21 protein-coding genes are annotated in these 23,854 nt (G+C 60.6%); 12 read left to right on the forward strand and 9 right to left on the reverse strand.

The features are described from left to right. Positions 1 to 124: 124 nt before the first annotated feature. The 4 genes from trkA to def all read right to left on the reverse strand — a co-directional run bounded on the left by trkA (position 125) and on the right by def (position 4,364). Positions 125 to 1,498 (reverse strand): Trk system potassium transporter TrkA, encoded by a 1,374-nt coding sequence (gene trkA / locus AC07VO_RS23200; RefSeq protein WP_018927309.1) that lies wholly within the window; start codon positions 1,496 to 1,498, stop codon positions 125 to 127. A 22-nt stretch (positions 1,499 to 1,520) separates the two neighbouring features. Further along, on the reverse strand, positions 1,521 to 2,831 hold the full coding sequence (gene rsmB, locus AC07VO_RS23205; protein ID WP_019580328.1) for a 16S rRNA (cytosine(967)-C(5))-methyltransferase RsmB: 1,311 nt from the start codon (positions 2,829 to 2,831) through the stop codon (positions 1,521 to 1,523). After that, complete coding sequence (fmt, locus tag AC07VO_RS23210; protein WP_018927307.1) at positions 2,828 to 3,787, reverse strand: methionyl-tRNA formyltransferase; 960 nt, start codon at positions 3,785 to 3,787, stop codon at positions 2,828 to 2,830. The genes rsmB and fmt overlap by 4 nt, the downstream gene beginning before the upstream one ends. Before the next feature lie 70 nt (positions 3,788 to 3,857). Beyond that, a complete protein-coding gene (gene def / locus AC07VO_RS23215; RefSeq protein WP_007941507.1) occupies positions 3,858 to 4,364 on the reverse strand; it encodes a peptide deformylase in 507 nt (168 codons plus the stop codon). Positions 4,365 to 4,533: 169 nt separating this feature from the next. Between def and AC07VO_RS23220 the strand changes: the two genes are divergently transcribed. From AC07VO_RS23220 to tsaC, 3 genes are all read left to right on the forward strand, one after another. Beyond that, positions 4,534 to 5,559, forward strand: a complete 1,026-nt coding sequence (locus AC07VO_RS23220; protein ID WP_086945247.1) for a LysM peptidoglycan-binding domain-containing protein — start codon at positions 4,534 to 4,536, stop codon at positions 5,557 to 5,559. Positions 5,560 to 5,639: 80 nt separating this feature from the next. Continuing rightward, the gene (gene dprA / locus AC07VO_RS23225) at positions 5,640 to 6,746 is read left to right on the forward strand and encodes a DNA-processing protein DprA (protein ID WP_018927305.1); all 1,107 of its coding nucleotides are present in this window, start codon (positions 5,640 to 5,642) and stop codon (positions 6,744 to 6,746) included. A gap of 55 nt (positions 6,747 to 6,801) precedes the next feature. Beyond that, the gene (tsaC, locus tag AC07VO_RS23230) at positions 6,802 to 7,359 is read left to right on the forward strand and encodes an L-threonylcarbamoyladenylate synthase type 1 TsaC (RefSeq protein ID WP_018927304.1); all 558 of its coding nucleotides are present in this window, start codon (positions 6,802 to 6,804) and stop codon (positions 7,357 to 7,359) included. Between the two features lie 116 nt (positions 7,360 to 7,475). Here the strand turns inward: tsaC and AC07VO_RS23235 are convergent, their stop codons facing one another. Beyond that, on the reverse strand, positions 7,476 to 8,453 hold the full coding sequence (locus AC07VO_RS23235; protein WP_086945248.1) for an NADPH:quinone reductase: 978 nt from the start codon (positions 8,451 to 8,453) through the stop codon (positions 7,476 to 7,478). Between the two features lie 181 nt (positions 8,454 to 8,634). Here AC07VO_RS23235 and hemF point away from each other — a divergent pair, with 181 nt between their 5' ends. Beyond that, a complete protein-coding gene (hemF, locus tag AC07VO_RS23240) occupies positions 8,635 to 9,549 on the forward strand; it encodes an oxygen-dependent coproporphyrinogen oxidase (RefSeq protein WP_086945249.1) in 915 nt (304 codons plus the stop codon). Between the two features lie 13 nt (positions 9,550 to 9,562). After that, the gene (gene aroE / locus AC07VO_RS23245; RefSeq protein ID WP_018927301.1) at positions 9,563 to 10,384 is read left to right on the forward strand and encodes a shikimate dehydrogenase; all 822 of its coding nucleotides are present in this window, start codon (positions 9,563 to 9,565) and stop codon (positions 10,382 to 10,384) included. A gap of 61 nt (positions 10,385 to 10,445) precedes the next feature. Here the strand turns inward: aroE and AC07VO_RS23250 are convergent, their stop codons facing one another. The 3 genes from AC07VO_RS23250 to betC form a co-directional block, all read right to left on the reverse strand. Continuing rightward, the gene (locus AC07VO_RS23250) at positions 10,446 to 12,014 is read right to left on the reverse strand and encodes a SulP family inorganic anion transporter (protein WP_086945250.1); all 1,569 of its coding nucleotides are present in this window, start codon (positions 12,012 to 12,014) and stop codon (positions 10,446 to 10,448) included. A gap of 100 nt (positions 12,015 to 12,114) precedes the next feature. Next, positions 12,115 to 13,047, reverse strand: coding sequence for a choline ABC transporter substrate-binding protein (choX, locus tag AC07VO_RS23255; RefSeq protein WP_192351649.1), 933 nt, complete (start codon positions 13,045 to 13,047; stop codon positions 12,115 to 12,117). A gap of 16 nt (positions 13,048 to 13,063) precedes the next feature. After that, positions 13,064 to 14,578 (reverse strand): choline-sulfatase, encoded by a 1,515-nt coding sequence (betC, locus tag AC07VO_RS23260; protein WP_064615656.1) that lies wholly within the window; start codon positions 14,576 to 14,578, stop codon positions 13,064 to 13,066. Between the two features lie 114 nt (positions 14,579 to 14,692). Between betC and AC07VO_RS23265 the strand changes: the two genes are divergently transcribed. After that, positions 14,693 to 15,643 (forward strand): choline sulfate utilization transcriptional regulator, encoded by a 951-nt coding sequence (locus AC07VO_RS23265; RefSeq protein WP_018927297.1) that lies wholly within the window; start codon positions 14,693 to 14,695, stop codon positions 15,641 to 15,643. 5 nt (positions 15,644 to 15,648) lie between these two features. Here the strand turns inward: AC07VO_RS23265 and AC07VO_RS23270 are convergent, their stop codons facing one another. Beyond that, a complete protein-coding gene (locus AC07VO_RS23270) occupies positions 15,649 to 16,314 on the reverse strand; it encodes an NAD(P)-dependent oxidoreductase (RefSeq protein WP_018927296.1) in 666 nt (221 codons plus the stop codon). A gap of 83 nt (positions 16,315 to 16,397) precedes the next feature. On the opposite strand from AC07VO_RS23270, the gene AC07VO_RS23275 reads away from it, so the two are divergent. From AC07VO_RS23275 to AC07VO_RS23300, 6 genes are all read left to right on the forward strand, one after another. After that, entirely contained in the window at positions 16,398 to 16,724 is a 327-nt protein-coding gene (locus AC07VO_RS23275; RefSeq protein WP_019580317.1) for a DOPA 4,5-dioxygenase family protein, read from the forward strand. A gap of 393 nt (positions 16,725 to 17,117) precedes the next feature. Next, the gene (locus tag AC07VO_RS23280; RefSeq protein ID WP_018927294.1) at positions 17,118 to 18,425 is read left to right on the forward strand and encodes a CitMHS family transporter; all 1,308 of its coding nucleotides are present in this window, start codon (positions 17,118 to 17,120) and stop codon (positions 18,423 to 18,425) included. A gap of 82 nt (positions 18,426 to 18,507) precedes the next feature. Continuing rightward, on the forward strand, positions 18,508 to 19,275 hold the full coding sequence (locus AC07VO_RS23285) for a TerC family protein (RefSeq protein WP_018927293.1): 768 nt from the start codon (positions 18,508 to 18,510) through the stop codon (positions 19,273 to 19,275). 211 nt (positions 19,276 to 19,486) lie between these two features. Then, positions 19,487 to 21,145: a Na/Pi cotransporter family protein gene (locus tag AC07VO_RS23290; RefSeq protein ID WP_018927292.1), complete on the forward strand. Its 1,659-nt coding sequence runs from the start codon at positions 19,487 to 19,489 to the stop codon at positions 21,143 to 21,145. 55 nt (positions 21,146 to 21,200) lie between these two features. Beyond that, complete coding sequence (locus tag AC07VO_RS23295; protein WP_018927291.1) at positions 21,201 to 22,577, forward strand: M16 family metallopeptidase; 1,377 nt, start codon at positions 21,201 to 21,203, stop codon at positions 22,575 to 22,577. 239 nt (positions 22,578 to 22,816) lie between these two features. Beyond that, a complete protein-coding gene (locus AC07VO_RS23300) occupies positions 22,817 to 23,845 on the forward strand; it encodes a DUF5924 family protein (RefSeq protein ID WP_028940067.1) in 1,029 nt (342 codons plus the stop codon). The last annotated feature ends 9 nt before the right edge of the window (positions 23,846 to 23,854 follow it).

Below are 23,854 nucleotides of genomic sequence, written 5' to 3' on the forward strand. Positions count from 1 at the left end.
TTTTGGGGGAGTTCGAAATCGCCTTCGCGGGCAAGCCTCGCTCCTACACGGTTCAGTCGTTCGCATAATAGCTGGACGGCTCAAACCTGTAGGAGCGAGGCTTGCCCGCGAAGAGGCCTTCGGATCAGAAGAAGCTCAACCCCACATGGAACAGCTTCTCCACATCCCGAATATGCTTCTTATCCACAAGGAACAGAATCACATGGTCGCCGGTTTCGATCACGGTGTCGTCGTGGGCGATGATCACTTCTTCATCGCGGATGATCGCGCCGATGGTGGTGCCCGGTGGCAGGCCGATGTTTTCGATGGCCTTGCCGATCACCTTGCTCGACTTCGCATCGCCGTGGGCAATCGCCTCGATGGCTTCCGCCGCGCCCCTGCGCAGTGAGTGCACGCTGACAATATCCCCGCGCCGGACGTGGGCCAGCAAGGTGCCGATGGTCGCCAGTTGCGGACTGATGGCGATGTCGATGTCGCCGCCCTGGATCAGGTCGACGTAGGCCGGGTTGTTGATGATCGTCATCACCTTCTTCGCGCCCAGACGCTTGGCCAGCAGCGAAGACATGATATTGGCTTCATCATCGTTGGTCAGGGCCAGGAAAATATCGGCGTCGGCGATGTTCTCTTCCAGCAACAGATCCCGGTCTGAAGCACTGCCCTGCAACACCACGGTGCTGTCGAGGTTGTCCGAGAGGTAGCGGCAGCGGGCCGGGTTCATCTCGATGATCTTCACCTGGTAACGGCTTTCGATGGCCTCGGCCAGGCGTTCACCGATCTGCCCGCCACCGGCGATGACGATGCGTTTGTAGCTTTCATCGAGGCGGCGCATTTCGCTCATCACTGCGCGAATGTTCGCTTTGGCGGCGATGAAAAACACTTCGTCGTCAGCCTCGATCACCGTATCGCCTTGGGGCAGGATCGGCCGGTCACGACGGAAAATCGCCGCGACGCGGGTTTCGACATTCGGCATGTGTTCGCGTAACTGGCGCAATTGCTGGCCCACCAGCGGCCCGCCGTAGTACGCCTTGACCGCTACCAGCTGCGCTTTGCCTTCGGCGAAGTCGATCACCTGCAATGCGCCCGGATGCTGGATCAGGCGCTTGATGTAATTGGTGACTACTTGCTCCGGACTGATCAGCACGTCGACCGGAATCGCTTCGTTGTCGAACAGTTCGGCACGGGTCAGGTACGCGGCTTCGCGGACCCGGGCGATCTTGGTGGGGGTGTGGAACAGGGTGTGGGCGACCTGACAGGCGACCATGTTGGTTTCGTCACTGTTGGTCACGGCCACCAGCATGTCAGCGTCGTCGGCACCAGCCTGCCGCAGTACGGTTGGCAGCGAGCCGCGACCCTGCACGGTGCGGATGTCCAGCCGATCGCCGAGGTCGCGCAGGCGTTCGCCATCGGTGTCGACCACGGTGATGTCGTTGGCCTCGCTGGCCAAGTGTTCTGCCAGCGAACCGCCGACCTGCCCTGCGCCGAGGATGATGATCTTCATCCAGTCACTCCCTTAAACCCGGTTAACCGCGCGCGGCGGCAATCTTGATCAGCTTGGCGTAGTAGAACCCGTCGTGGCCGCCTTCCTGGGCCAGCAACTGGCGACCATGGGGCTGCTTGATGCCGGCGGCCGTGGCGAGGTCCAGTTCACGGGCGCCTGGCGTGCGGGCGAGGAACGCTTCGATGACTTCGGTGTTTTCGGTCGGCAGCGTGGAGCAGGTGGCGTAAAGCAGAATGCCGCCCACCTCCAGAGTTATCCACATGGCGTCGAGCAGTTCGCCCTGAAGCACCGCCAGTGCGGCGATGTCGTCGGGTTGGCGGGTCAGTTTGATATCCGGGTGACGGCGGATCACCCCGGTGGCCGAGCATGGCGCGTCGAGCAGAATGCGCTGGAACGGCTTGCCGTCCCACCAGGTGGCGGTATCGCGACCGTCGGCGGCGATCAGTTCGGCACTCAGACCCAGGCGTGCGAGGTTTTCCCGCACCCGCACCAGACGCTTGGCTTCCAGATCCACAGCCACCACGCCGGCCAGTTTGGGCTCGGCCTCAAGGATGTGGCAGGTCTTGCCGCCCGGTGCGCAGCAGGCGTCCAGCACCCGTTGGCCCGGCGCGAGGTCCAGCAGATCGGCGGCCAATTGAGCGGCTTCGTCCTGCACGCTGATCCAGCCTTCGGCGAAACCCGGCAGGCTGCGCACGTCGGCAGCAGCATCGAGAATGATGCCGTCGCGACTATAAATGCAGGGCTTGGCGGCTACGCCAGCGTCACTCAGCAAGCCAAGGTAAGCGTCGCGAGTGTGATGACGACGATTGACCCGCAGAATCATCGGCGGGTGTGCGTTGTTCGCTGCGCAAATGGCTTCCCATTGTTCAGGCCAGAAGGCCTTGAGGGATTTTTGCAGCCAGCGCGGGTGGGCGGTGCGCACCACCGGGTCGCGTTCCAGCTCGGCCAGCAGCGCTTCGCTTTCCCGTTGGGCGCGGCGCAGTACGGCGTTGAGCAAGGCTTTAGCCCACGGCTTTTTCAGTTTGTCGGCGCAACCGACGGTTTCGCCGATGGCGGCGTGAGCCGGGACGCGGGTATAGAGCAGTTGATAAAGCCCCACCAGCAACAGCGCCTCGACATCGGCATCAGCCGCCTTGAACGGCTTTTGCAGCAGCTTGGCCGCCAACGCCGACAAGCGCGGCTGCCAGCGAGCCGTGCCGAACGCCAGGTCCTGGGTGAAGCCGCGATCGCGGTCTTCGACCTTGTCCATTTGTGTCGGCAGAGAACTGTTGAGTGAGGCTTTTCCGTTAAGGACTGCAGCAAGTGCCTTGGCGGCGGCCAGACGTGGGTTCATTGAGCGTCTGCCGTTTGACCGAGGACGGTGCCGACGGCAAATTTCTCACGACGGCTGTTGAACAAGTCGCTGAAGTTCAGTGCCTTGCCGCCGGGTAATTGCAGACGGGTCAGGCACAGCGCCTGTTCACCGCAGGCGACGATCAAGCCGTCCTTGCTGGCGCTGAGGATTTTCCCCGGTGCGCCCTGCCCTTCGGCCAGGCTTGCGGCCAACACTTTCAGCGCTTCGCCGTTCAGCGTGCTGTGGCAGATCGGCCATGGATTGAAGGCGCGAACCAGACGCTCCAGCTCAACCGCCGGGCGGTTCCAGTCGATGCGCGCTTCGTCCTTGTTCAATTTGTGTGCGTAGGTGGCGAGGCTGTCGTCCTGCACTTCGCCTTCCAGTGTGCCCGCAGCCAGGCCGGCAATCGCCTGGATCACGGCCGGTGGGCCCATCTCTGCGAGGCGATCGTGGAGGCTGCCGCCGGTGTCTTCGGCGCTGATCGGCGTGGTGACCTTGAGCAGCATCGGCCCGGTATCGAGGCCGGCTTCCATGCGCATCACGGTCACGCCGCTTTCGCTGTCGCCCGCTTCAACGGCACGCTGGATCGGCGCCGCACCGCGCCAGCGTGGCAGCAAGGAGGCGTGGCTGTTGATGCAACCCAGGCGTGGGATATCCAGCACCACTTGCGGCAGGATCAGGCCGTAGGCGACCACCACCATCAAATCCGGTTTCAGCGCGGCCAGTTCCGCCTGAGCGTCTTCGTTGCGCAGGGTTGGCGGTTGCAACACCGGGATGTTGTGCTCCAGAGCCAATTGCTTGACCGGGCTTGGCATCAGCTTCTGTCCACGGCCCGCCGGACGGTCCGGTTGGGTGTAGACCGCAACGATCTCGTAAGGACTGCCCAGCAGGGCCTTGAGGTGTTCGGCGGCGAATTCCGGGGTGCCGGCAAAGACAATGCGCAGTGGCTCAGTCATGGAAGCTCTCAATTGCAAAGCATCTTGAAAAGAAAAAGGCTTGCCGCGGCAAGCCTTTGAAAGAAGGGCATCAAGCGTTCTGGCGGTGGAGCTTTTCCAGTTTCTTCTTGATCCGGTCGCGTTTGAGCGTGGACAGGTAATCGACGAACAACTTGCCGTTGAGGTGGTCGCATTCATGCTGGATGCACACGGCGAGCAAGCCTTCGGCGATCAGTTCGTAAGGCTGGCCGTCGCGGTCCAGGGCCTTGATCTTGACCTTTTGCGGGCGATCGACGTTTTCGTAGAAGCCCGGCACCGAGAGGCAGCCTTCCTGGTACTGACCCATCTCGTCGGTCAGGGTTTCGAACTCGGGGTTGATGAACACCCGCGGTTCACTGCGGTCTTCGGAGAGGTCCATCACGACGATACGTTTGTGCACGTTGACCTGGGTAGCGGCGAGGCCGATGCCTGGCGCTTCATACATTGTTTCAAACATGTCATCGACCAACTGACGCACTTCGTCGTCCACTACGGCCACTGGTTTGGCGATAGTGCGCAGGCGCGAATCGGGGAATTCGAGGATGTCTAAAATGGCCATAAGCTTAATTGCTGCACGTGTGAGGTAAAGTCGGGTCGATGGCCTGGCGAGTCCGAAGATGCAGGCTACCGTTGTGAACGTAGCTTCCGGCTTTTCAATAATGAGCCGGAGGCGAGCCACGAGGGCTCTGGCGTTTCACGCGAACGTACATAATAAAGGGATTCACCGCATGAGGAAATCACTACTCGCCTTGCTCCTTCTGGCCTCGGCCGGTTTTGCGCATGGGCAAGTGCAACTCAGGGAAGGTTTTCCACAGCAATACACCGTGGTGGCAGGGGACACACTCTGGGACATTTCCGGCAAATACCTGCGTGAGCCGTGGCAGTGGCCGCAGCTTTGGCAAGCCAATCCACAGATTGAAAACCCCAATCTCATCTATCCCGGCGATACGCTGTCGCTGGTCTACGTCAACGGTCAGCCACGCCTGACCCTCAACCGCGGCGCTTCCCGGGGCACCATCAAGCTGTCGCCACGAGTCCGCAGTTCACCGGTGGCCGACGCCATCCCGAGCATTCCGCTGAAGTTGATCAACAGTTTTCTGTTGAGCAATCGCATCGTCGACAAGGTCGAGGATTTCGACAAGGCGCCCTACATCGTTGCCGGAGATGCCGAACGGGTACTCAGCGGCACCGGCGATCGAATCTTCGCGCGTGGCCATTTCGATCCGGCACAACCGGTCTACGGCATCTTTCGTCAGGGCAAGGTCTACACCGATCCACAGAGCAAGGAGTTCCTGGGGATCAACGCCGACGACATCGGTGGCGGCGAGATCATTGCCACTGAAGGTGACGTCGCCACCCTGGCCCTGCAACGCACCACTCAAGAGGTGCGACTCGGCGACCGGTTGTTCAGCGGCGAAGAGCGCTCGATCAATTCGACCTTCATGCCCAGTGCGCCAACCACCGACATCAATGGCCTGATCATCGATGTGCCGCGTGGGGTCACCCAGATTGGCGCGCTGGATGTCGTCACGCTGAACAAGGGGCAGCGCGATGGCCTGGCCGAGGGCAATGTGCTGGTGGTGATGAAAACCGGCGAAACCGTGCGCGACCGGATCACCGGTCAGCCCTTGAAAATCCCCGACGAACGGGCCGGCCTGCTGATGGTATTCCGCACCTACGACAAGCTCAGCTACGGGCTGGTGCTCAACGCATCGCGCTCCTTGGCGGTGATGGACAAGGTGCGAAATCCTTAAGCCTGCTCACAAGTTACCAACAGAGTTATCCACAGCTTATTCCCGATTCGACGGGACCTTATAACGATCAAGGATGATCCATGTCGCTGTCTGCCTGTACGTCCGTTTCCCCTGCGGAACTGGAAGCCCGTTTACGCCTGCACCTTTTGCCTGAACTCGGTCCGGCACGTTTCAAGAAGTTGCTGGAGGCTTTCGGTTCTGCCTCTAAAGCCATCAGCGCACCCGCCAGTGCCTGGCGCGCGTTGGGCCTGCCCCTCGCTTGCGCGGAGGCCCGGCGCTGCAGTGAAATTCGTGATGGCGCCAGCCACGCATTGGCCTGGCTAGAGCGTCCGGGCCAGCATTTACTGATGTGGGACCAACCTGACTACCCCGCGCTGCTGGCGCAAATCAGTGATGCGCCGCCGCTATTATTCGTCGCGGGCGATCCGGGCATTCTGGAAAAACCGCAGTTGGCGATGGTCGGCAGCCGTCGCGCATCGCGACCGGGCATGGATACCGCCAGTGCGTTTTCCCGCAGTCTGGCCGGCGCCGGTTTTGTCATCACCAGCGGTCTGGCCCTGGGCATCGATGCCGCCGCGCATCAGGCGGCTCTGGACGTTGGCGGGCAAACGGTAGGGGTGCTTGGCACTGGACTTGAAAATTTTTATCCACAGCGCAATCGACGACTGGCGGACGCCATGATCGCCTCGGGAAGCGCGGTACTTTCGGAGTTCCCGCTGGACGCCGGGCCTTCCCCGGGCAACTTCCCCCGGCGCAATCGAATCATCAGCGGTTTGTCCCTTGGTGTGTTGGTGGTCGAGGCAAGTATTGCCAGCGGTTCATTGATTACCGCGAGGCTGGCGGCGGAACAGGGGCGTGAGGTGTATGCGATTCCAGGTTCGATTCACCACCCTGGCGCAAAGGGTTGCCATCAGTTGATCCGCGACGGTGCGGTGCTGGTGGAAACCATCGAACACATCCTTGAGGCCTTGCGCGGCTGGCAACGGCTGCCGTTATCCACAGAAACGCCGCAAACGACGGTAACTCATCCACTGCTCATGTTGCTCCACGCGGCGCCTCATACCAGCGAAGCCCTGGCGGTCACCAGCGGCTGGGCCTTGTCGAAAGTGCTGGCAGCGCTGACGGAGCTGGAGATGGATGGCCGGGCGGTCTGTGAGAGCGGTCGATGGTTTGCGCGGGTAAACTAGGTTTTATAAGGAAGATCGGTAAACTGCGCAGAGCCTTATTCCGGAGAGTTTTTTCATGGTTAACAGTTGGCGTGTGCAACAAGCCGCACGAGAAATTCGCGCCGGGGCGGTCATTGCCTACCCAACGGAAGCCGTCTGGGGACTGGGTTGCGACCCGTGGAACGAAGAGGCGGTGGATCGTCTGCTGATGATCAAGGGCCGATCTGTGGATAAGGGCCTGATTCTGGTGGCCGACAATATTCGTCAGTTCGACTTCCTGTTCGAAGACTTCCCGGAGTTGTGGATGGACCGCATGGCCAGCACCTGGCCGGGCCCCAACACCTGGTTGGTGCCGCATCAGAATCTGTTGCCCCAGTGGATTACCGGTGTGCATGAAACGGTGGCGTTGCGGGTCAGCGACCACCCTCTGGTGCGGGACTTGTGTGCGGTGGTCGGCCCGCTGGTGTCGACCTCGGCGAACCCTCAGGGCCGACCGGCGGCACGGACGCGGATTCGCGTGGAGCAGTATTTCCGGGGGCAGGTTGATTATGTACTCGGTGGCAATCTGGGCGGGCGCAAGAATCCGAGTGTGATTCGCGATCTGGCGACGGGGCATGTGGTGCGCCCGGATTGAGACCGCGTCATCGTTCTTCGCGGGCAAGCCTCGCTCCTACAGGGGATCAATGTCGTTCCGTGATCGTGTGAACGACACAAATCCTGTAGGAGCGAGGCTTGCCCGCGAAGAGGCCCTCAAGGCAACAGAATCGTTGAACCAGTCGTACGGCGCGCCGACAACTCAGTCTGCGCCTTCGCTGCATCAGCCAGTGGATACCGCTGGCTGATGTCCACCTTCAGCTTGCCGCTGATGATCATCTCGAACAGTTCATCAGCCATGCGTTGCAGGTTTTCAGCATTGTTGGCGTAGGTCGCCAGCGTCGGCCGGGTCACGTACAGCGAACCCTTGGCCGCGAGAATCCCCAGATTCACCCCGTCTACTGCGCCTGAAGCATTACCAAAGCTCACCACCAACCCCCGAGGCGCAACGCTGTCGAGCGATGTCAGCCAGGTATCTTTGCCTACACCGTCGTACACCACCGGGACTTTTTTACCGTCAGTCAGTTCCAGCACGCGTTGTGCGACGTTCTCATGGCTGTAATCGATGGTCGCCCAGGCACCATTGGCTTTCGCCAGGGCGGCTTTTTCCGCTGAACTGACCGTGCCGATCAGCTTCACCCCCAGGGCCTTGGCCCATTGGCAGGCAAGCGATCCGACGCCGCCGGCCGCGGCGTGAAACAGGATGGTTTCGCCACCCTTGAGTTCATAGGTCTGACGCAGCAAGTACTGCACGGTCAGGCCTTTGAGCATCACGCCGGCGGCTTGTTCGAAGCTGATGGCGTCCGGCAGGTGCACCAGGTTGGCTTCCGGCAAGACATGCGCGTCGCTGTAGGCGCCCAACGGGCCACTGCCATAAGCCACGCGATCGCCAACCTTGAAGCGGGTGACTTCGCTACCGACTGCGTCGACCACGCCCGCGCCTTCGGCGCCCAGGCCCGATGGCAGGGCTGGCGGCGCATAAAGGCCGCTGCGGTAATAGGTGTCGATAAAGTTCAGGCCAATGGCCTTGTTGGTCACGCGTACCTGTTGCGGGCCGGGCTCGGCGGGTTGGTAATCCACGTATTCGAGCACTTCGGGGCCGCCATGGACGCGGAACTGGATACGCTTTGCCATCTGCTCTCTCCTTAGGTCTTTGGCTTCTAGAGTCGTAGCGCCAAGCGCCCTATCGAACTCCCAAGCTTGATCTTCGTCAACTGCGGCAGGCTCGCCTGCGATGTTATGCTACGGACCCATTTGCGCCGGCCCCCCGCTCTGATGGAGCGCCGCGTAGCTTTGCCCGATTCAAGGTGATGCCATGACTACCCGCACCGAGGCCGTAAAAGCCTACCTGCTCGACCTGCAAGACCGTATTTGCGCTGCCCTGGAAGCCGAAGACGGCGGCGCGCGTTTCGTCGAAGACGCCTGGACCCGGCCTGCCGGCGGCGGTGGTCGCACCCGGGTGATTGAGAACGGCGCAGTCATCGAAAAGGGCGGCGTCAACTATTCCCACGTGTTTGGCAGCGGCCTCCCACCGTCCGCCAGCGCCCATCGGCCGGAACTGGCCGGTCGAGGCTTCGAAGCCTTGGGCGTGTCGTTGGTGATTCACCCGCATAACCCCCATGTGCCGACGTCCCACGCCAATGTGCGCTTTTTCATCGCCGAAAAAGAAGGTGAAGAGCCGGTCTGGTGGTTCGGTGGAGGCTTCGACCTGACCCCTTATTACGGCAATGAAGAAGATTGCGTGCATTGGCACCGCGTCGCCGAACAGGCCTGCGCGCCGTTCGGCCCGGACGTTTACCCGCGCTACAAGGCCTGGTGCGACAGCTACTTCCACATCAAGCATCGCCATGAGCCACGGGGCATCGGCGGCCTGTTTTTCGATGACTTGAACGAGTGGGACTTCGATACCAGCTTCGCCTTCATGCGCGCCATCGGCGATGCGTTCATCGACGCGTACCTGCCGATCGTGCAACGTCGCAAGAATGATGCGTTCAGCGCCAAACAGCGTGAGTTCCAGGAGTTTCGCCGTGGTCGTTACGTTGAATTCAACCTGGTCTATGACCGCGGCACGCTGTTCGGCCTGCAATCGGGCGGGCGTACCGAGTCGATTCTGATGTCGCTGCCGCCGCAAGTACGCTGGGCCTACGACTGGAAGGCCGAGCCGGGCAGTGAAGAAGCACGCCTGACCGAATACTTCCTGCAAGACCGCGATTGGTTGGCCAAGGCCTGAACGAGGAATTCTGATGGACCGTTATGTCGTATTCGGTAACCCGATCGGCCACAGCAAGTCGCCGCTGATCCACCGTCTGTTCGCCGAGCAGACCGGGCAGAAATTGGACTACAGCACCTTGCTGGCACCTCTCGACGATTTTTCCGGCTGTGCGTTGGAGTTTTTCCGCGAAGGCCGTGGGGCGAATGTGACAGTGCCGTTCAAGGAAGACGCCTATCGCCTGGCGAACAGCTTGACCCAGCGGGCGCAACGGGCCGGCGCGGTGAATACCCTGAGCAAACTGGCTGATGGCAGTCTGCTGGGCGACAACACCGATGGTGCCGGGCTGGTGCGGGACCTGACGGTCAACGCCGGATTCAGCCTCGCGGGCAAACGCATCCTGCTGCTGGGGGCCGGTGGTGCGGTGCGCGGCGCGCTGGAGCCGCTGCTGGCGGAGCAACCGGCGTCGGTGATCATTGCCAACCGCACCGTGGAAAAAGCCGAATTGCTGGCGCAATTGTTTGCCGATCTGGGGCCGGTGTCGGCCAGCGGTTTCGACTGGCTGCGCGAGCCGGTGGACCTGATCATCAACGCCACATCCGCCAGTTTGTCCGGCGATGTACCGCCGATTGCCGGCAGTTTGATCGAACCGGGCAAGACGGTTTGCTACGACATGATGTACGGCAAGGACCCAACCTCGTTCTGCCGTTGGGCCAGTGAACATGGGGCTGGCGTGTCGATGGATGGCTTGGGCATGTTGGCCGAGCAGGCGGCGGAAGCATTCTATCTGTGGCGCGGTGTGCGCCCGGATACGGCGCCGGTGCTGGCCGAACTTCGCCGGCAACTGGCGCTGTAGTTCTGTGGCGAGGGAGCAAGCTCCCTCGCCACAGGTTATCTGTTTGTCAAAACAGTGGCGTTTAGTCCTCAAACCGGATCGGGCATTTCTCCGCGCCTTCCAGCTTCCTCAATTCCTCCACCACTTGCGGCCGTGCCTGCCGCAGGGTCAGGCTGCGATCCTGACGCAGCAGCCGTCGTGCTTCCTGGTGCAGCATTTCCACGCCCGAGTAGTCGATGAAGTTGATCTGCTGTGCCTCGATCACCACTCGCGGGCCTTGCATCCGTTGCAGGCGCACTTGCAGGTAATGGCTGGCGCCGAAAAAGATCGAGCCGCCGACCCTCAGGATGTCTTCGTCACCATTGCGCCAGTGCTGCACCCGTGGCTGTGAGGTGCGTTTGAGGTAGAAGAACAGTGACGCCAGCACCCCGGCGTAGATCGCCGTCTGCAACTCGAGCAACAGGGTGGCGACACAGGTCAGCGCCATGACCAGGAATTCGGCATGGCTGACCCGCAACAAGGCACGGATGCCGCGATGATCCACCAATCCCCAAGCGATCAAAAGGATGCTGCCAGCCATGGCCGGGATCGGGATGTGCGCAATCAATGCCGCACCGAAGATCGCGAACAGAGCCACCCACAGCGCCGAAAAAACCCCGGCCAGCGGTGAACAGGCGCCGGCATCGTAGCTCAGGCCCGAGCGAGTGAAGGAACCGGCGGACAGCGAACCGGAAAAAAACGCCCCGACCATGTTCGAGAAACCCTGGGCGCGAACTTCCTGATTGGCATCGAGCAACTGCTGCGAGCGGGCCGACAGGGAGCGGGCAATCGACAGGCTCGTCACCAGCCCGAGCATGCCGACCGCCACCGCACTGGGCAGCAGGCGCAATATCAGGTCCAGATCCAGCGGCAGCGAGCTGAAGGGCGGCAGCCGCCCGACAAACGCGCTGACCAGCTTCACATGACCGAACATCGCTGGCCACAGCCACACCAGCAATCCGCTCAGGGCCAGAGCGATCAACAGCGTCGGCCAGCGCGGCACCAGCAGTTTCAGCACGATGCCAACCGCGACTGTGGCCAGGCCCAGCAGCAGCGAGGGTTTGTCTACTTCGCCGAGATGATTGAGCAGCATCATCAAGCTGTTGAGCGCCGTGGCCTGATTGGGCACATCCAGCCCCAGCAGGTTCGGCAGCTGCCCGATGGCAATCACCACCGCCGCGCCGAGGGTGAAGCCCAGCACCACCGAGTGAGAGACGAAATTCACCAGGGCGCCGAACCGCAGCAAACCCAGCAACCACTGGAAAATGCCCGCAAGGAAAGTCAGAAGCAGGATCAGCGTGACGTAGTCCTGCGATGCAGGGACGGCCAGAGGACTGACGCTGGCATACAGGACGATGGAAATGGCCGCCGTAGGGCCGCAGATCAAATGCCACGACGAACCCCAGAGGCAGGCAATCAGCACCGGGATGATGGCGGCGTACAGGCCATATTCCGGTGGGAGGCCGGCGATCAGGGCGTAGGCAATGGATTGTGGCAACGCGAGAATCGCACCGCTCAGGCCGACGATCAGGTCACGACCGACGCTGGCGCGGGTTTGCCGGGGCAACCAGGTCAGGAAGGGAAAGAGTGAATGGCGGCTGGGGAAGGCCATGGGACCTCTCGGTACGGGGTAAATCGTCAGGGTAAAGCATTGGCTCGTAGTGGGCAGATCATTGTGGCGAGGGAGCAAGCTCCCTCGCCACAGGGGAACCTTACAACTTGGCTTTGACCGCCGGCAGAGCATCCTTGCCGTCCACGGTCTTCACGCCCTCCAGCCATTTATCCAGCACCACCGGATTGGCCTTGATCCACGCCTTGGCCGCGTCGGCGTTGCTGACCTTCTTGTTCACCACTTCGGCCATGATGCTGTTCTCCATTTCCTGAGTAAAACTCAGGTTGGTGAGCAGTTTGCCGACGTTCGGGCAGGCCTGTGCATAACCTTTGCGGGTCAGTGTATAAACACTGCCGGTGTCACCGAAGTACTTCTCGCCACCCTTCAGATAATGCATTTTCAACTGCACGTTCATCGGGTGTGGCGTCCAGCCGAGGAAGGTCACGAACTTCTGTTTCTTCACCGCGCGGGATACTTCGGCCAGCATCGCCTGCTCGCTGGACTCGATCAGTTTCCACTGGCCCATCTCGAAGTCATTCTTCTTGATGATCTCTTGCAGCGAAATGTTCGCCGGGGCACCGGAACCGATGCCATAGATCTTCTTGTCGACTTCTTTGGGGTGTAGCTCGGCGTACTTGTTCAGGTCGTTAAAGTTATGCACACCCGCGTCCCAGACGTAATCCGGGACCGCCAGGGTGAACTCGGTGCCGTCGAGGTTCTTCGCCAGCTGCGTGACATCGCCGTTGGCCACGAACTTGTCGTAGAAGCCTTGCTGCGCCGGCATCCAGTTACCCAGAAACACGTCCACCTGGCCATCCTTCAGACCGCCAAAGGTGATCGGCACCGCCAGCGTGTCGACCTTGGCCTTGTAGCCCATGCCGTCCAGCAGAATCCCGGTGATGGCGTTGGTGGCGGCGATGTCGCTCCAGCCAGGGTCGGCCATCTTCACCGTTTCGCAGCTTTGCTCGGCGTAGGCCGAGGTGCTGCCCAGAGCCAGAAGCCCGACTGTCAGTACTGTGGATAACTTTTGCATGGACGTCCCCTTAACATTATTGGTTTTGGCAGGGTTGTGGATAACGGGCTTTACGCTCCAGATCGTCGAGGTCGATGTGGTTGCGCATGTACTGCTGACTGGCATCTACCAGCGGCTGGTGGTCCCAACTCTTCAGCTTGCCGATGGTCAGGGCGTCGGCGACGAAACGCCGGCGTCGCTGACTGGCGAGCACCTGTTGGTGGATCGCCGGGATATTCCATTTGGCCCGTGCTTCGGCGAGAAAATCCTCGAACAGCTGACGATGTTGCGGCGAATGGCTGAGTTCTTCCTGTTCACGCGGGTCGTTATGCACATCGAAGAGCAGGCAAGGGTCGTCTTCGCTGTAGATGAATTTGTAGGCGCCGCGACGAATCATCATCAACGGGCTGATGGTGCCTTCGGCCATGTATTCACCGAACACCTCGTCGTGACCGCCCTGCCCTTGCAGGTGTGAAACCAGCGAGCGGCCGTCCAGCGGCAGGCCTGGCTCCAATGAGCCGCCGGCCAGTTCCACAAAGGTCGGCAGCAGGTCGGCGGTGGATACCGCTGCGCTGACCCGTCCGGCGCCGAATTGCCCCGGCGCACTGATCAGCAGCGGTACGCGGGCGGCCATTTCGTACCAGTGCATCTTGTACCAGAGGCCGCGCTCGCCGAGCATGTCGCCGTGGTCACCGGAGAACACGATGATGGTGTCATCGATCAGCCCGGTTTCCTCGAGTGTTTGCAGGAGTTTGCCGACGTTGCTGTCGATATAGCTGCACGCACCAAAGTAGGCACGGCGCGCGTCGCGAATCTTATCCACAGGCAGCGGCTTGTCCCACAGGTCATAGACTTTGAGCAGGCGCTGGGAGTGAGGATCGAGTTCATCCTGTGCGGGTGTTTCCGGCAAAGGGATGTCGGCGTCGTCGTACAGATCCCAGAACGCCTTGGGAATCGTGTACGGGTCGTGTGGGTGCGTCATCGACACGGTCAGGCAGAACGGCTGATCGCCATCCTCGCGGATGTGATCGAACAGGTATTGCTGGGCCTTGAACACCACCTCTTCGTCGAAATCCAGCTGATTGGTGCGCACGCAGGGCCCGGCTTGCAGCACCGACGACATGTTGTGGTACCAGGTCGGCCGCACGTCCGGCTCGTCCCAGTTCACCGCCCAACCGTAGTCGGCCGGGTAGATGTCACTGGTCAGGCGTTCTTCATAGCCGTGCAACTGGTCCGGACCGCAGAAGTGCATTTTGCCCGACAGCGCGGTGCGGTAACCGAGGCGCCGCAGGTAGTGGGCATAGGTCGGAACGTCGGCGGGGAAATCGGCCGCGTTGTCGTAAGCGCCGATCTTGCTCGGCAACTGACCGCTGACCAGGGTGAAACGTGACGGTGCGCAGAGCGGGCTGTTGCAGTACGCGGCGTCGAACACCACGCCTTCGGCGGCGAGGCGGCTCAGATTCGGCAGTTTGATGGGCGAAGGGCCGTAGAACGGCAACATTGGCGCGGCCATTTGATCGGCCATGATGAAAAGAATATTTTTGCGCTTCATGTGATCGCGGCATTCCATAGTGGATATTTATGCGAGAGTGCTGTGATCGAGCATGCAACCCATGGAACTTGTGGTAAAGCCCACGCCAGGCAATGACTAGGATAAGCACAGCTTATGTATGACGCCCTCGGTGATTTGTCTCTGGACCTGTTGCGCGCCTTTGAAGCCGCGGCCCGCCAGCGCAGTTTCACTGCCGCTGCAGTGGAGCTCGGCACCACGCAACCGGCCATCAGTCAGCAGATCAAACGATTGGAGGAGCAGCTCGCTACACGATTGTTTGACCGCATTTATCGCGGTATCGAACTGACCGAGGCTGGCGCGATTCTGTTTGAGCAAGTTCAGCTCGGTTTACAGAATATCGACGCCGGATTGAGCGCGATCAGTGCACAGCAGCAACACGAAGTGTTGCAGGTGGCCACCGACTTCGCCTTCGCCGCGTACTGGCTGATGCCACGGCTGCACCGCTTCCATACCGCCCATCCTCAAGTGGACGTCAGCCTGGTTACCAGTGAGCGCAGCCACAACATGCTGCGCACTGATATCGATGTGGCGGTGCTGTTCGGCGATGGCCGGTTCAAGCAAGGCGAGAGCCATTGGTTGTTCAGTGAAGAAGTGTTTCCGGTGTGCAGCCCGCTGCTCTTGAAGGATCGTCCCCTGCCCTTGCCGGCTCAGTCATTGCTGGAGTTTCCGCTGTTGCACCTGCGTGGCGAACACAGCAGCAACTGGTTCGACTGGAGCGGCGTGTTTCGCGAACTGGGGATCACGTCGGCGCCAGCGCCGGGGCAACTGCGCTTCGACAATTACACCTTGCTGATTCAAGCGGCGATTGGCGGCCAGGGCGTTGCGATCGGTTGGCGGCACCTTGTGGATAACTTGCTGGCGCAAGGTCTGTTGTGTCGACCGATTGCCGAGACAGTGATTTCCAGGCTGGGTTATTACGTGGTCCTGCCCCAGCGCAAACGGCGCGGGGCGTTGATTCAAACATTTGTGGATTGGTTGATGGCGGAACAGGCCAGCAGTGCGCAATCGCTTAATGGTCTTCCTTTGCCATCGATTGCGGTATGAGGGCTTTACGGTTCCGAAGTCGCGACAAAATTCACATGCTGACCGACATGCAAATTCAGCCATAACTCATCGGCAATCCCGACGGCAACTCGGTTCAGCCGTTCCAGCGGTTCGGCCAGGCCGGGTTCCAGGCTCGTGCTGACGTGACTGAAATGCTCGATGGACAGTCCTGGTACGCCGCGTGGGGCATTCACCAGGGTCCAGTGCAATGGGCTGCTTTGCAGTGCCTCGCGGATTTCTTCTGCGGCGTGGCGTTGCAGTTCGTCTTCTATCTCCGGATCGTCCAGCACCTCGAAATCACCCACCACAAACAACCGCGCGATACCCGCGGCCTGCATGCCGTCAATCAGTGCATCCACTGCCAGCACCTGCTCGACCGGGCCAGGCACGATGGATTTTTCGATGTGTTCGCTGTTCATCGGCAACCCCGGCGCATCCAGCAGGCAGATCACCGCCGAACAGCCGGCCACGCTTTGCTTGACCCGTTTGGCATCGAACAGATTGCCGGCCTTGGTGCGCAATCCGGGGCGTGGCGCGAGTGCCGTCAGGTCATCGAGAATCGCGATCACTTCATGTTGGCGCCGCAGCATTTCCGCCATCAGCGCACTGCCCAGGCTACTCATGGCACCATAAAGCACTACCTTCACTACCGGGGTTTCGGCATTTTTCATGGCTGTGCTCCGAACGTCCTGCCTATATAACGTAAGACCTGTGGGGAACGGTGTGGGTTCGACCAGGTTCAAAGGGGTTTCAGATGCAACAGATCAAGGGCTACCACGCCCATGTCTATTTCGACGCCAATACTCTCCCGCAGGCCCGGGCCTTGTGTGAGCAGGCCGCACAATTGTTTCCACTGAAGATGGGCCGCGTGCATGAACGCCTGGTTGGCCCGCACCCGGACTGGAGCTGCCAATTGGCTTTCGAGCCGCAATACCTTGGCGAGGTATTGCCGTGGCTGGCGCTCAATCGCAAGGGGTTGGTGGTGTTCCTGCACCCGGAGACCGGCAACGATCTGCTCGACCACACCGAACACGCGATCTGGATGGGTGCGATCCGGCCGCTGGACCTGTCTGTTTTCTGATCAGAGTTGTTCTTCGGGCTCGCCGGACGGCAAATCGAGCAATGGCAGTGGGCGATATCCTGCATGGGGTCGCCAATGTCTTGCTCCTGACCCACATCTACAGACTTTCAACCCGGCCGACGACCGGTCGTACATTCGGTCAATGCTTTCATCCGCGAAAGCTGGCTGAAAGCTTCCCCGATTAGGATCGCCTCACTGCCGGCAACAGACCGGTTGGCCAACGCGAGTGTTTCATTGCCCGCCCGGCCCATTTAACAACAACAATGGTGATTCTGATGTCCGCTCCTATCCGCCTCTTCGCTGCACCTCCGCCCGTACGTTTCGTGCTTCCCGTTCTGCGCTGACCTCATCGGTTCGCCCATTCCCTAGCCGCGCTACGCCTGGAGTATTCCTATGCTGACTTTCCTTGGCTTTGCCATGGTCATCACGTTCATGTTCCTGATCATGACCAAGCGCCTGTCCGCGCTGATTGCCCTGATTATCATCCCGATCATCTTCGCCCTGTTCGGCGGTTTCTCGCCGAAGATCGGCCCGATGATGCTCGAAGGCATCACCAAGCTTGCGCCGACCGGCGTGATGCTGATGTTCGCCATCCTTTACTTCGCCCTGATGATCGACTCCGGCTTGTTTGACCCGGCCGTGCGCAAGATCCTCAAACTGGTCAAGGGCGACCCGTTGAAGGTGTCGGTCGGTACCGCCGTGCTGGCGCTGATCGTGTCCATGGACGGTGATGGCGCCACCACTTACATGATCTGCGTGGCCGCCATGCTGCCGCTCTACAGCCGCATCGGCATGAGCCCGCGGATCATGGCCGGTCTGATCATCCTCGCCGGTGGCGTGATGAACATGACCCCTTGGGGCGGTCCGACCGCTCGTGCGGCCAGTGCGCTGCATGTGGACCCGTCCGCGATCTTCGTACCGATGATTCCGGCGATGCTGGCCGGTGTGGTGGCGATTCTGGCGATTGCCTATGTCTACGGTAAACGCGAGCGTGCGCGTCTGGGTGAATTGCATCTGGTCGGTGATGAAATCGACCACAGCGAAATCAGCGTTTCGCAGTTCCCGGACGCCCGTCGTCCAAAGCTGATCTGGTTCAACGGCGCGCTGACCCTGGCACTGATGGGCACCTTGATCGCCGGCCTGTTGCCGCTGCCAGTGCTGTTCATGGTGGCGTTCAGTATCGCGATGATCGTCAACTATCCTTGCCTGCAACAGCAGAAGGACCGCGTTGCGGCCCACGCCGGTAGCGTGTTGGCGGTGGTCGGGTTGATCTTTGCCGCGGGTATCTTCACCGGTATCCTGACGGGCACCGGCATGGTCGACGCCATGTCCAAGAGCCTGCTGGCAGTCATCCCGGATTTCCTCGGCCCGTACCTCGCCGTGATCACCGCGCTGGTGAGCATGCCGTTCACGTTCTTCATGTCGAACGACGCATTTTATTACGGCGTGTTGCCAGTGCTTGCTGAAGCCGCCAGTCATTACGGTATAACCGCGGTAGAAATGGCACGTGCCTCGATCGTCGGTCAGCCCGTCCACTTGCTGAGCCCGCTGGTACCATCGACCTACCTGTTGGTGGCCCTGGCCGGTATCGAATTCGGTGACCATCAGCGGTTCACCTTGAAGTGGGCGGTGCTGGTTTGCCTGTGCATACTGGTGGCGGCCTTGCTGATGGGGATATTTCCACTGTTCAGCACGCTATAAGCCAAGACTCGCCATGAGGGGTCCAGGCTTTGTTTGAAGCCTGGGCCCTTCGTGGTTTAAACACATCCTCAAAGGAATACACATGGAATGGCTGACCAACCCTGAAATCTGGGTTGCCTTCTTCACCCTGACCGCCCTGGAGATCGTCCTGGGCATCGACAACATCATCATGATCTCGATCCTGGTCAGCCGCATGCCCAAACACATGCAGGCGCGTACCCGGATCTTCGGCCTGGCGCTGGCCATGGTCACCCGGATTCTGTTGCTGCTGTCGATCACCTGGGTCATGCGTCTCACCGCGGACCTGTTCGAAGTGTTCGGCCAGGGTATTTCCGGGCGTGACCTGATCTTGTTCTTCGGTGGTCTGTTCCTGCTGTGGAAAAGCTCGCAAGAGATGTATCACGCGCTGGAAGGCGAGGATGAAACCAGCGACGAGCCAAGTGGCAAGGGCGGTAACTTCCTCTACACCATTATCCAGATCGCGATCATCGACATCGTGTTCTCGCTGGACTCCGTCATCACTGCCGTTGGCATGGTGTCCCACGTACCGGTCATGGTCGCGGCAATCATCGTCGCAGTGCTGGTGATGATGTGGGCTTCCGGCACCATCAGCGAGTTCATCGACAAGCACCCGTCGCTGAAAATGCTGGCGCTGTCTTTCCTGTTGATCGTCGGTACCGTGCTGATTGCCGAATCTTTCGATGTGCATGTGCCGAAAGGCTACGTCTACTTCGCCATGGCGTTCTCGCTGGCAGTGGAAGCGATCAACATCAGGATGCGCACCGCGATTGCGAAAAAACGCACACAGCAAGAGCCGGTGAAACTGCGCAAGGATGTTCCGGGTCAGTAACCCGAACACCCTGCTGTGACAAAGGGGCCTTCGGGCCCCTTTGTCATGTCTGCATCAAACTGTTTTCATGACAGTTTTGTTTCAATCGCTTCTTTAGCTATGCGATGCTGGCGTCCAGACCGTTAGCCAACTACAGCTTAAGTACAGAACGTAGAAGATCGCGGCATCGTTAACTTGCCCCGCTGGGGCGCTACCACCACAGGGGGCCTGTATGCTCACCCTGCTCAATTTGTTATCGGCCGTGGCCTTGCTGATCTGGGGCACGCACATCGTCCGAACCGGCATCCTGCGGGTTTATGGCTCCAACTTGCGCCATGTGATCGGGCAGAACATGGCCAGGCGCTGGCTGGCGTTTATCGCCGGGATCATGGTGACCGCCATGGTCCAGAGCAGCAACGCCACCGCCATGCTCGTCACTTCGTTTGTCGGTCAGGGCCTGATGGCGCTGACCCCGGCCCTGGCGACGATGCTCGGTGCCGACGTCGGTACCGCACTGATGGCGCGGGTACTGACCCTCGACCTGTCGTGGCTGTCACCGCTGCTGATCTTCCTCGGGGTGATTTTCTTTCTGTCGCGCAAGCAGACCCGGGTCGGGCAGATGGGGCGGGTCAGCATCGGTCTGGGGCTGATCATTCTGGCGCTGCAACTGATCGTCGAGGCCGCCACGCCGATCACTCATGCTCAGGGAGTGAAGGTGATTTTCGCCTCACTGACCGGCGACATCCTGCTCGATGCGCTGGTCGGTGCACTGTTCGCGATGATTTCATACTCCAGCCTGGCCGCCGTATTGCTGACCGCGACCCTCGCCGGTGCCAGCGTGATCAGCCTGCCAGTGGCCATCGGCCTGGTGATCGGCGCCAACATCGGCAGCGGCGTTCTCGCCTTCCTCAGCACCAGCATGCAGAACGCCGCCGGCCGTCAGGTGGCGCTGGGCAGCCTGTTGTACAAACTGATTGGTCTGCTGCTGATCATTCCGGTGCTCGATCCACTGGTGCACTGGATCGACAGCTTCGACTTCAGCGCTCAGGAAATGGTCATCGGCTTCCACCTGCTCTACAACACCGCGCGCTGCCTGATCCTGTTGCCCAGCGTCGGGCTGATGGCCAGGCTCTGTGCTTGGCTGCTGCCGGAGCGGCCGGACATCAACGGCACGGCCAAACCGCGGCACCTTGACCCGACGGCATTGGTGACCCCCAGCTTGGCGCTGGCCAATGCCGCCCGGGAAACCCTGCGCATCGGCGATCTGGTCGACAACATGCTCGAAGCCATGCTCGCCGTACTGCGTGGCAAACAGACCGCCGTTACCCAGGAAATCCGTCGCCTGACCGATGATGTCGAAGCGCTCTACAGCGCGATCAAACTCTATCTGGCGCAAATGCCTCGGGAAGACCTCAGCGAACAAGATAGCCAACGGTGGGCTGAAACCATCGAGCTGGCGATTAACCTGAAACTGGCCAGTGACCTGATCGAACGCATGCTGCGCAAGGTTCAGCAGCAGAAAACCGCGCAGCGGCGGTCATTTTCCGAGGTCGGTCTGGAAGAATTGGCGGGCCTGCACAGCCAGCTGATTGCCAACCTGCGCCTGGGGTTGTCGGTGTTCCTCAGTTCCGATCCGGAAAGTGCTCGCCAGTTACTGCGTGAGAAACGTCGCTTTCGCGCACAGGAACGCCGCCTGGCCCACGCTCATGTCAGTCGTTTGCACCGTAAGATTGTGCAAAGCATCGAGACCAGTTCGCTGCATCTGGAGCTGATCGCTGACATGAGGCGCCTCAATTCGCTGTTTTGCAGCAGTGCCTATGCGGTGTTGGGCACTTCGGACACCGGTGCTCTGGCGGTCGACGATTTGGCTGACATCACTCATTCACCCTGAACGTCCACAGTTGCCTGAAGTCTGTTGTACTTACGCTGTCGTACGGAAACTCGTTATGCGCTGTCTGCTATTCGCTTGTCTGTTGCTCGGCGCCCTGCCCTCATTTGCCCTGGATCGCTTTCAGGTCGAGGGCTATACGCTGCCCAACGGCCTGCAATTGGTCCTCAAACCGGGCACCGAGCGCGGGCATGTGGCGATTCGGCTGGTAGTCGGCGTGGGTCTGGATGATTTCAGCTGCGCCGACAAGGAGCTGCCGCATCTGCTCGAACACTTGCTGTTCAGCGGCATCGACGCCACCGGCGAAGGTGGTCTGGAGGAGCGCATGCAGGCCCTGGGGGGTGAGTGGAACGCTTACACCAGCAACGCCGACACCACGTTCGTCATCGAAGCACCGGCGAAAAACCAGCGTAAGGCCCTCGATCTGTTGTTGGCTCTGCTGACCCAGACCCGTATCGACGACAACGCTATCAACGTCGCCAAGCAGGTGGTCGAGCGCGAAGACGGTGGCCATTATTCGCACCTGCAACGCTGGCTGGATCGCCAGGACCTGGGCCACACCGCCAGTAATCAGTTGGCGGTGGAACTGGGCCTCAAATGCCAGGAGCGCGCCGAAGTCAGTCACCTGACCCGCGAGCAACTGGAGAAGGTGCGCAAAGCCTGGTACGCGCCCAACAACATGACCCTGATCGTGGTCGGCGAGCTCGACCGCCTGCTGCCGGCCTATCTGGAACGGGCGTATGGCGCGCTCGTAGCCGTCGAGCCTGCCGATCACCTGCCCTTGCCGACAATCCAGGCCAGCGCGGCCCACGAGCGTACTCTGAGCCACGGTTTTGTCGGTGGCGGCGCCAAGTTGCACTGGCTGGTGCCGGAACCGGTGCAGGAAGACCAGCCCGACGAAACGTTCGATCTGCTCAAGGACTACCTGGACTGGGCGCTTTATCGCCAACTGCGCCTGGTCCATGGGTTGTCCTATGGGCCCTCGGCCGAGCGTGAGGTGTTTGGCGGAGTGGGCTTCATGAGCCTGAACGCCGATCTTGAACGCGGCGACGTGCCGGCAGCTGAACAGGTGCTGGATGAGCTCAAAGCCGGTTTGCTCAAGGACGGTCTCGACGCCACCACCTTCGCCCGCCTCAAGCAGGCCGCCATCGCCCGTCAGGCCTGGGCCGTGCAAGGCAACAGCGCCCTGGCGGATTACTACTGGAGCGCCCTTGGGGACTACGAGGACGGCCATTTCACCAACCCGGCCAAGGCACTGCAAGAAGTGACGCTGGCCGAGGCGAACCAGGCGATGCGTGAGTTGCTGCTGCAACCGGGGTATTTGCGGATCGAGAAGCCGTTGGTGAGTTATGACCAGTTGATGTGGGCGATTGCCGGGGTATTTGGATTGATGGTGCTTGGGGCATTGGGTTGGCGTGTTCACCGCAGAAAGTAGTTATTTCCCTGTGGCGAGGGAGCTTGCTCCCGCTCGGCTGCGCAGCAGCCGTAAACCGGTATCGGAGATCTACTTGAAATTACGCGGTGGGTGGTTTTAGGGCCGCTTCGCGACCCAGCGGGAGCAAGCTCCCTCGCCACAGGGTTTGGGGTTGGTCAACGTAACCGGAACCCTCGCCACAGGCCCCCTCGGACGGTACCCTGTCGGGGATTTTTCCCACGACTATTGTGAACCGCCGAATGCCGACTCTGACCCTGTACATACAGCGCATCCTGGAATTGATGAAGCGCTACCCCGGGGTCATCGCGCTCGGCGGTTTCATTTCCGGGGTCGGCAGCTTCATCTTGGTGGATCGCCAGCAAGGCCTGGCGACCTGGATCACCACCATCATGCTGGTCAGCTGGGTCTGGCTGATGCTGGAAAACAGCCTCACTGAGTTGTTCGCCAAGGTCTTCAAGCGCGAAATACCCCAGCCCCTGCTGCGTTATGCGACGCAGATGATCCATCAGGAAAGCCTGTTCTTCGTCCTGCCGTTCTTTTTCATCACCACCACCTGGAACAGCGGCCAACTGTTTTTCACGGGGTTGTTGGGCATGGCGGCGTTGATCTCGATCACCGACCCGCTCTACTACAAATGGCTGGCGCCGCGCCGCTGGGCATTCCTGGCGCTGCATACCCTGACCCTCTTCGCCGCCCTGCTGACCGCCCTGCCCGTCATCCTGCACCTGACCACCTCCCAGAGCTTCAAACTGGCGCTGGGCATTGCCATGGTGCTGTCGTTCCCGAGTCTGGCGTCGATCTTCCCGATTCGGACCGTGCGCAATGCGTTGGCGATCCTCAGCATCACCGTGGGCATCGGCGCTGTCGGCTGGGTGCTGCGTTCCTGGGTTCCGCCGGCCACCCTGTGGATGACCGATGTGGCGATCAGCACCCAAATGCAGGACCGCACCCCCGGCAAGAGCCTGGAAGAAGTCAGCGCCGAGCAGATTCGTGGCGACGGTTTGTACGCCTACACCGCGATCAATGCCCCACGGGGGCTGGACGAGCGGATTTATCACGTCTGGATGTTCAACGGTAAAGAGGTCGACCGCATCCCTCTGGATATCCACGGCGGGCGCAAGGAAGGCTACCGCGCCTGGACCCACAAGCAGAATTTCCCCGGCAATCCCGCGGGTAAATGGCAAGTTCGGGTGCTCACCGAAGACGGCCAGTTGATCGGCGTGCTGCGCTTCAAGGTCATGGACAGCACACCCATCAAAGATAAGTAACGCGGTTCG

The sequence above is a fragment of the Pseudomonas sp. GW821-FHT03E01 genome, from assembly GCF_059420765.1.

Excerpts from the sequence above, each read along its gene's own strand:
- AC07VO_RS23290 (WP_018927292.1), top strand. The coding sequence starts at position 19,487 with ATGCTCACCCTGCTCAATTTGTTATCGGCCGTGGCCTTGCTGATCTGG.
- AC07VO_RS23295 (WP_018927291.1), top strand. The coding sequence starts at position 21,201 with ATGCGCTGTCTGCTATTCGCTTGTCTGTTGCTCGGCGCCCTGCCCTCA.
- AC07VO_RS23275 (WP_019580317.1), top strand. The coding sequence starts at position 16,398 with ATGCAACAGATCAAGGGCTACCACGCCCATGTCTATTTCGACGCCAAT.
- dprA (WP_018927305.1), top strand. The coding sequence starts at position 5,640 with ATGTCGCTGTCTGCCTGTACGTCCGTTTCCCCTGCGGAACTGGAAGCC.
- def (WP_007941507.1), bottom strand. The coding sequence starts at position 4,364 with ATGGCCATTTTAGACATCCTCGAATTCCCCGATTCGCGCCTGCGCACT.
- aroE (WP_018927301.1), top strand. The coding sequence starts at position 9,563 with ATGGACCGTTATGTCGTATTCGGTAACCCGATCGGCCACAGCAAGTCG.
- rsmB (WP_019580328.1), bottom strand. The coding sequence starts at position 2,831 with ATGAACCCACGTCTGGCCGCCGCCAAGGCACTTGCTGCAGTCCTTAAC.
- betC (WP_064615656.1), bottom strand. The coding sequence starts at position 14,578 with ATGAAGCGCAAAAATATTCTTTTCATCATGGCCGATCAAATGGCCGCG.
- AC07VO_RS23220 (WP_086945247.1), top strand. The coding sequence starts at position 4,534 with ATGAGGAAATCACTACTCGCCTTGCTCCTTCTGGCCTCGGCCGGTTTT.
- AC07VO_RS23300 (WP_028940067.1), top strand. The coding sequence starts at position 22,817 with ATGCCGACTCTGACCCTGTACATACAGCGCATCCTGGAATTGATGAAG.
- tsaC (WP_018927304.1), top strand. The coding sequence starts at position 6,802 with ATGGTTAACAGTTGGCGTGTGCAACAAGCCGCACGAGAAATTCGCGCC.
- trkA (WP_018927309.1), bottom strand. The coding sequence starts at position 1,498 with ATGAAGATCATCATCCTCGGCGCAGGGCAGGTCGGCGGTTCGCTGGCA.
- AC07VO_RS23285 (WP_018927293.1), top strand. The coding sequence starts at position 18,508 with ATGGAATGGCTGACCAACCCTGAAATCTGGGTTGCCTTCTTCACCCTG.
- AC07VO_RS23270 (WP_018927296.1), bottom strand. The coding sequence starts at position 16,314 with ATGAAAAATGCCGAAACCCCGGTAGTGAAGGTAGTGCTTTATGGTGCC.
- AC07VO_RS23280 (WP_018927294.1), top strand. The coding sequence starts at position 17,118 with ATGCTGACTTTCCTTGGCTTTGCCATGGTCATCACGTTCATGTTCCTG.
- fmt (WP_018927307.1), bottom strand. The coding sequence starts at position 3,787 with ATGACTGAGCCACTGCGCATTGTCTTTGCCGGCACCCCGGAATTCGCC.
- AC07VO_RS23250 (WP_086945250.1), bottom strand. The coding sequence starts at position 12,014 with ATGGCCTTCCCCAGCCGCCATTCACTCTTTCCCTTCCTGACCTGGTTG.
- AC07VO_RS23265 (WP_018927297.1), top strand. The coding sequence starts at position 14,693 with ATGTATGACGCCCTCGGTGATTTGTCTCTGGACCTGTTGCGCGCCTTT.
- choX (WP_192351649.1), bottom strand. The coding sequence starts at position 13,047 with ATGCAAAAGTTATCCACAGTACTGACAGTCGGGCTTCTGGCTCTGGGC.
- AC07VO_RS23235 (WP_086945248.1), bottom strand. The coding sequence starts at position 8,453 with ATGGCAAAGCGTATCCAGTTCCGCGTCCATGGCGGCCCCGAAGTGCTC.
- hemF (WP_086945249.1), top strand. The coding sequence starts at position 8,635 with ATGACTACCCGCACCGAGGCCGTAAAAGCCTACCTGCTCGACCTGCAA.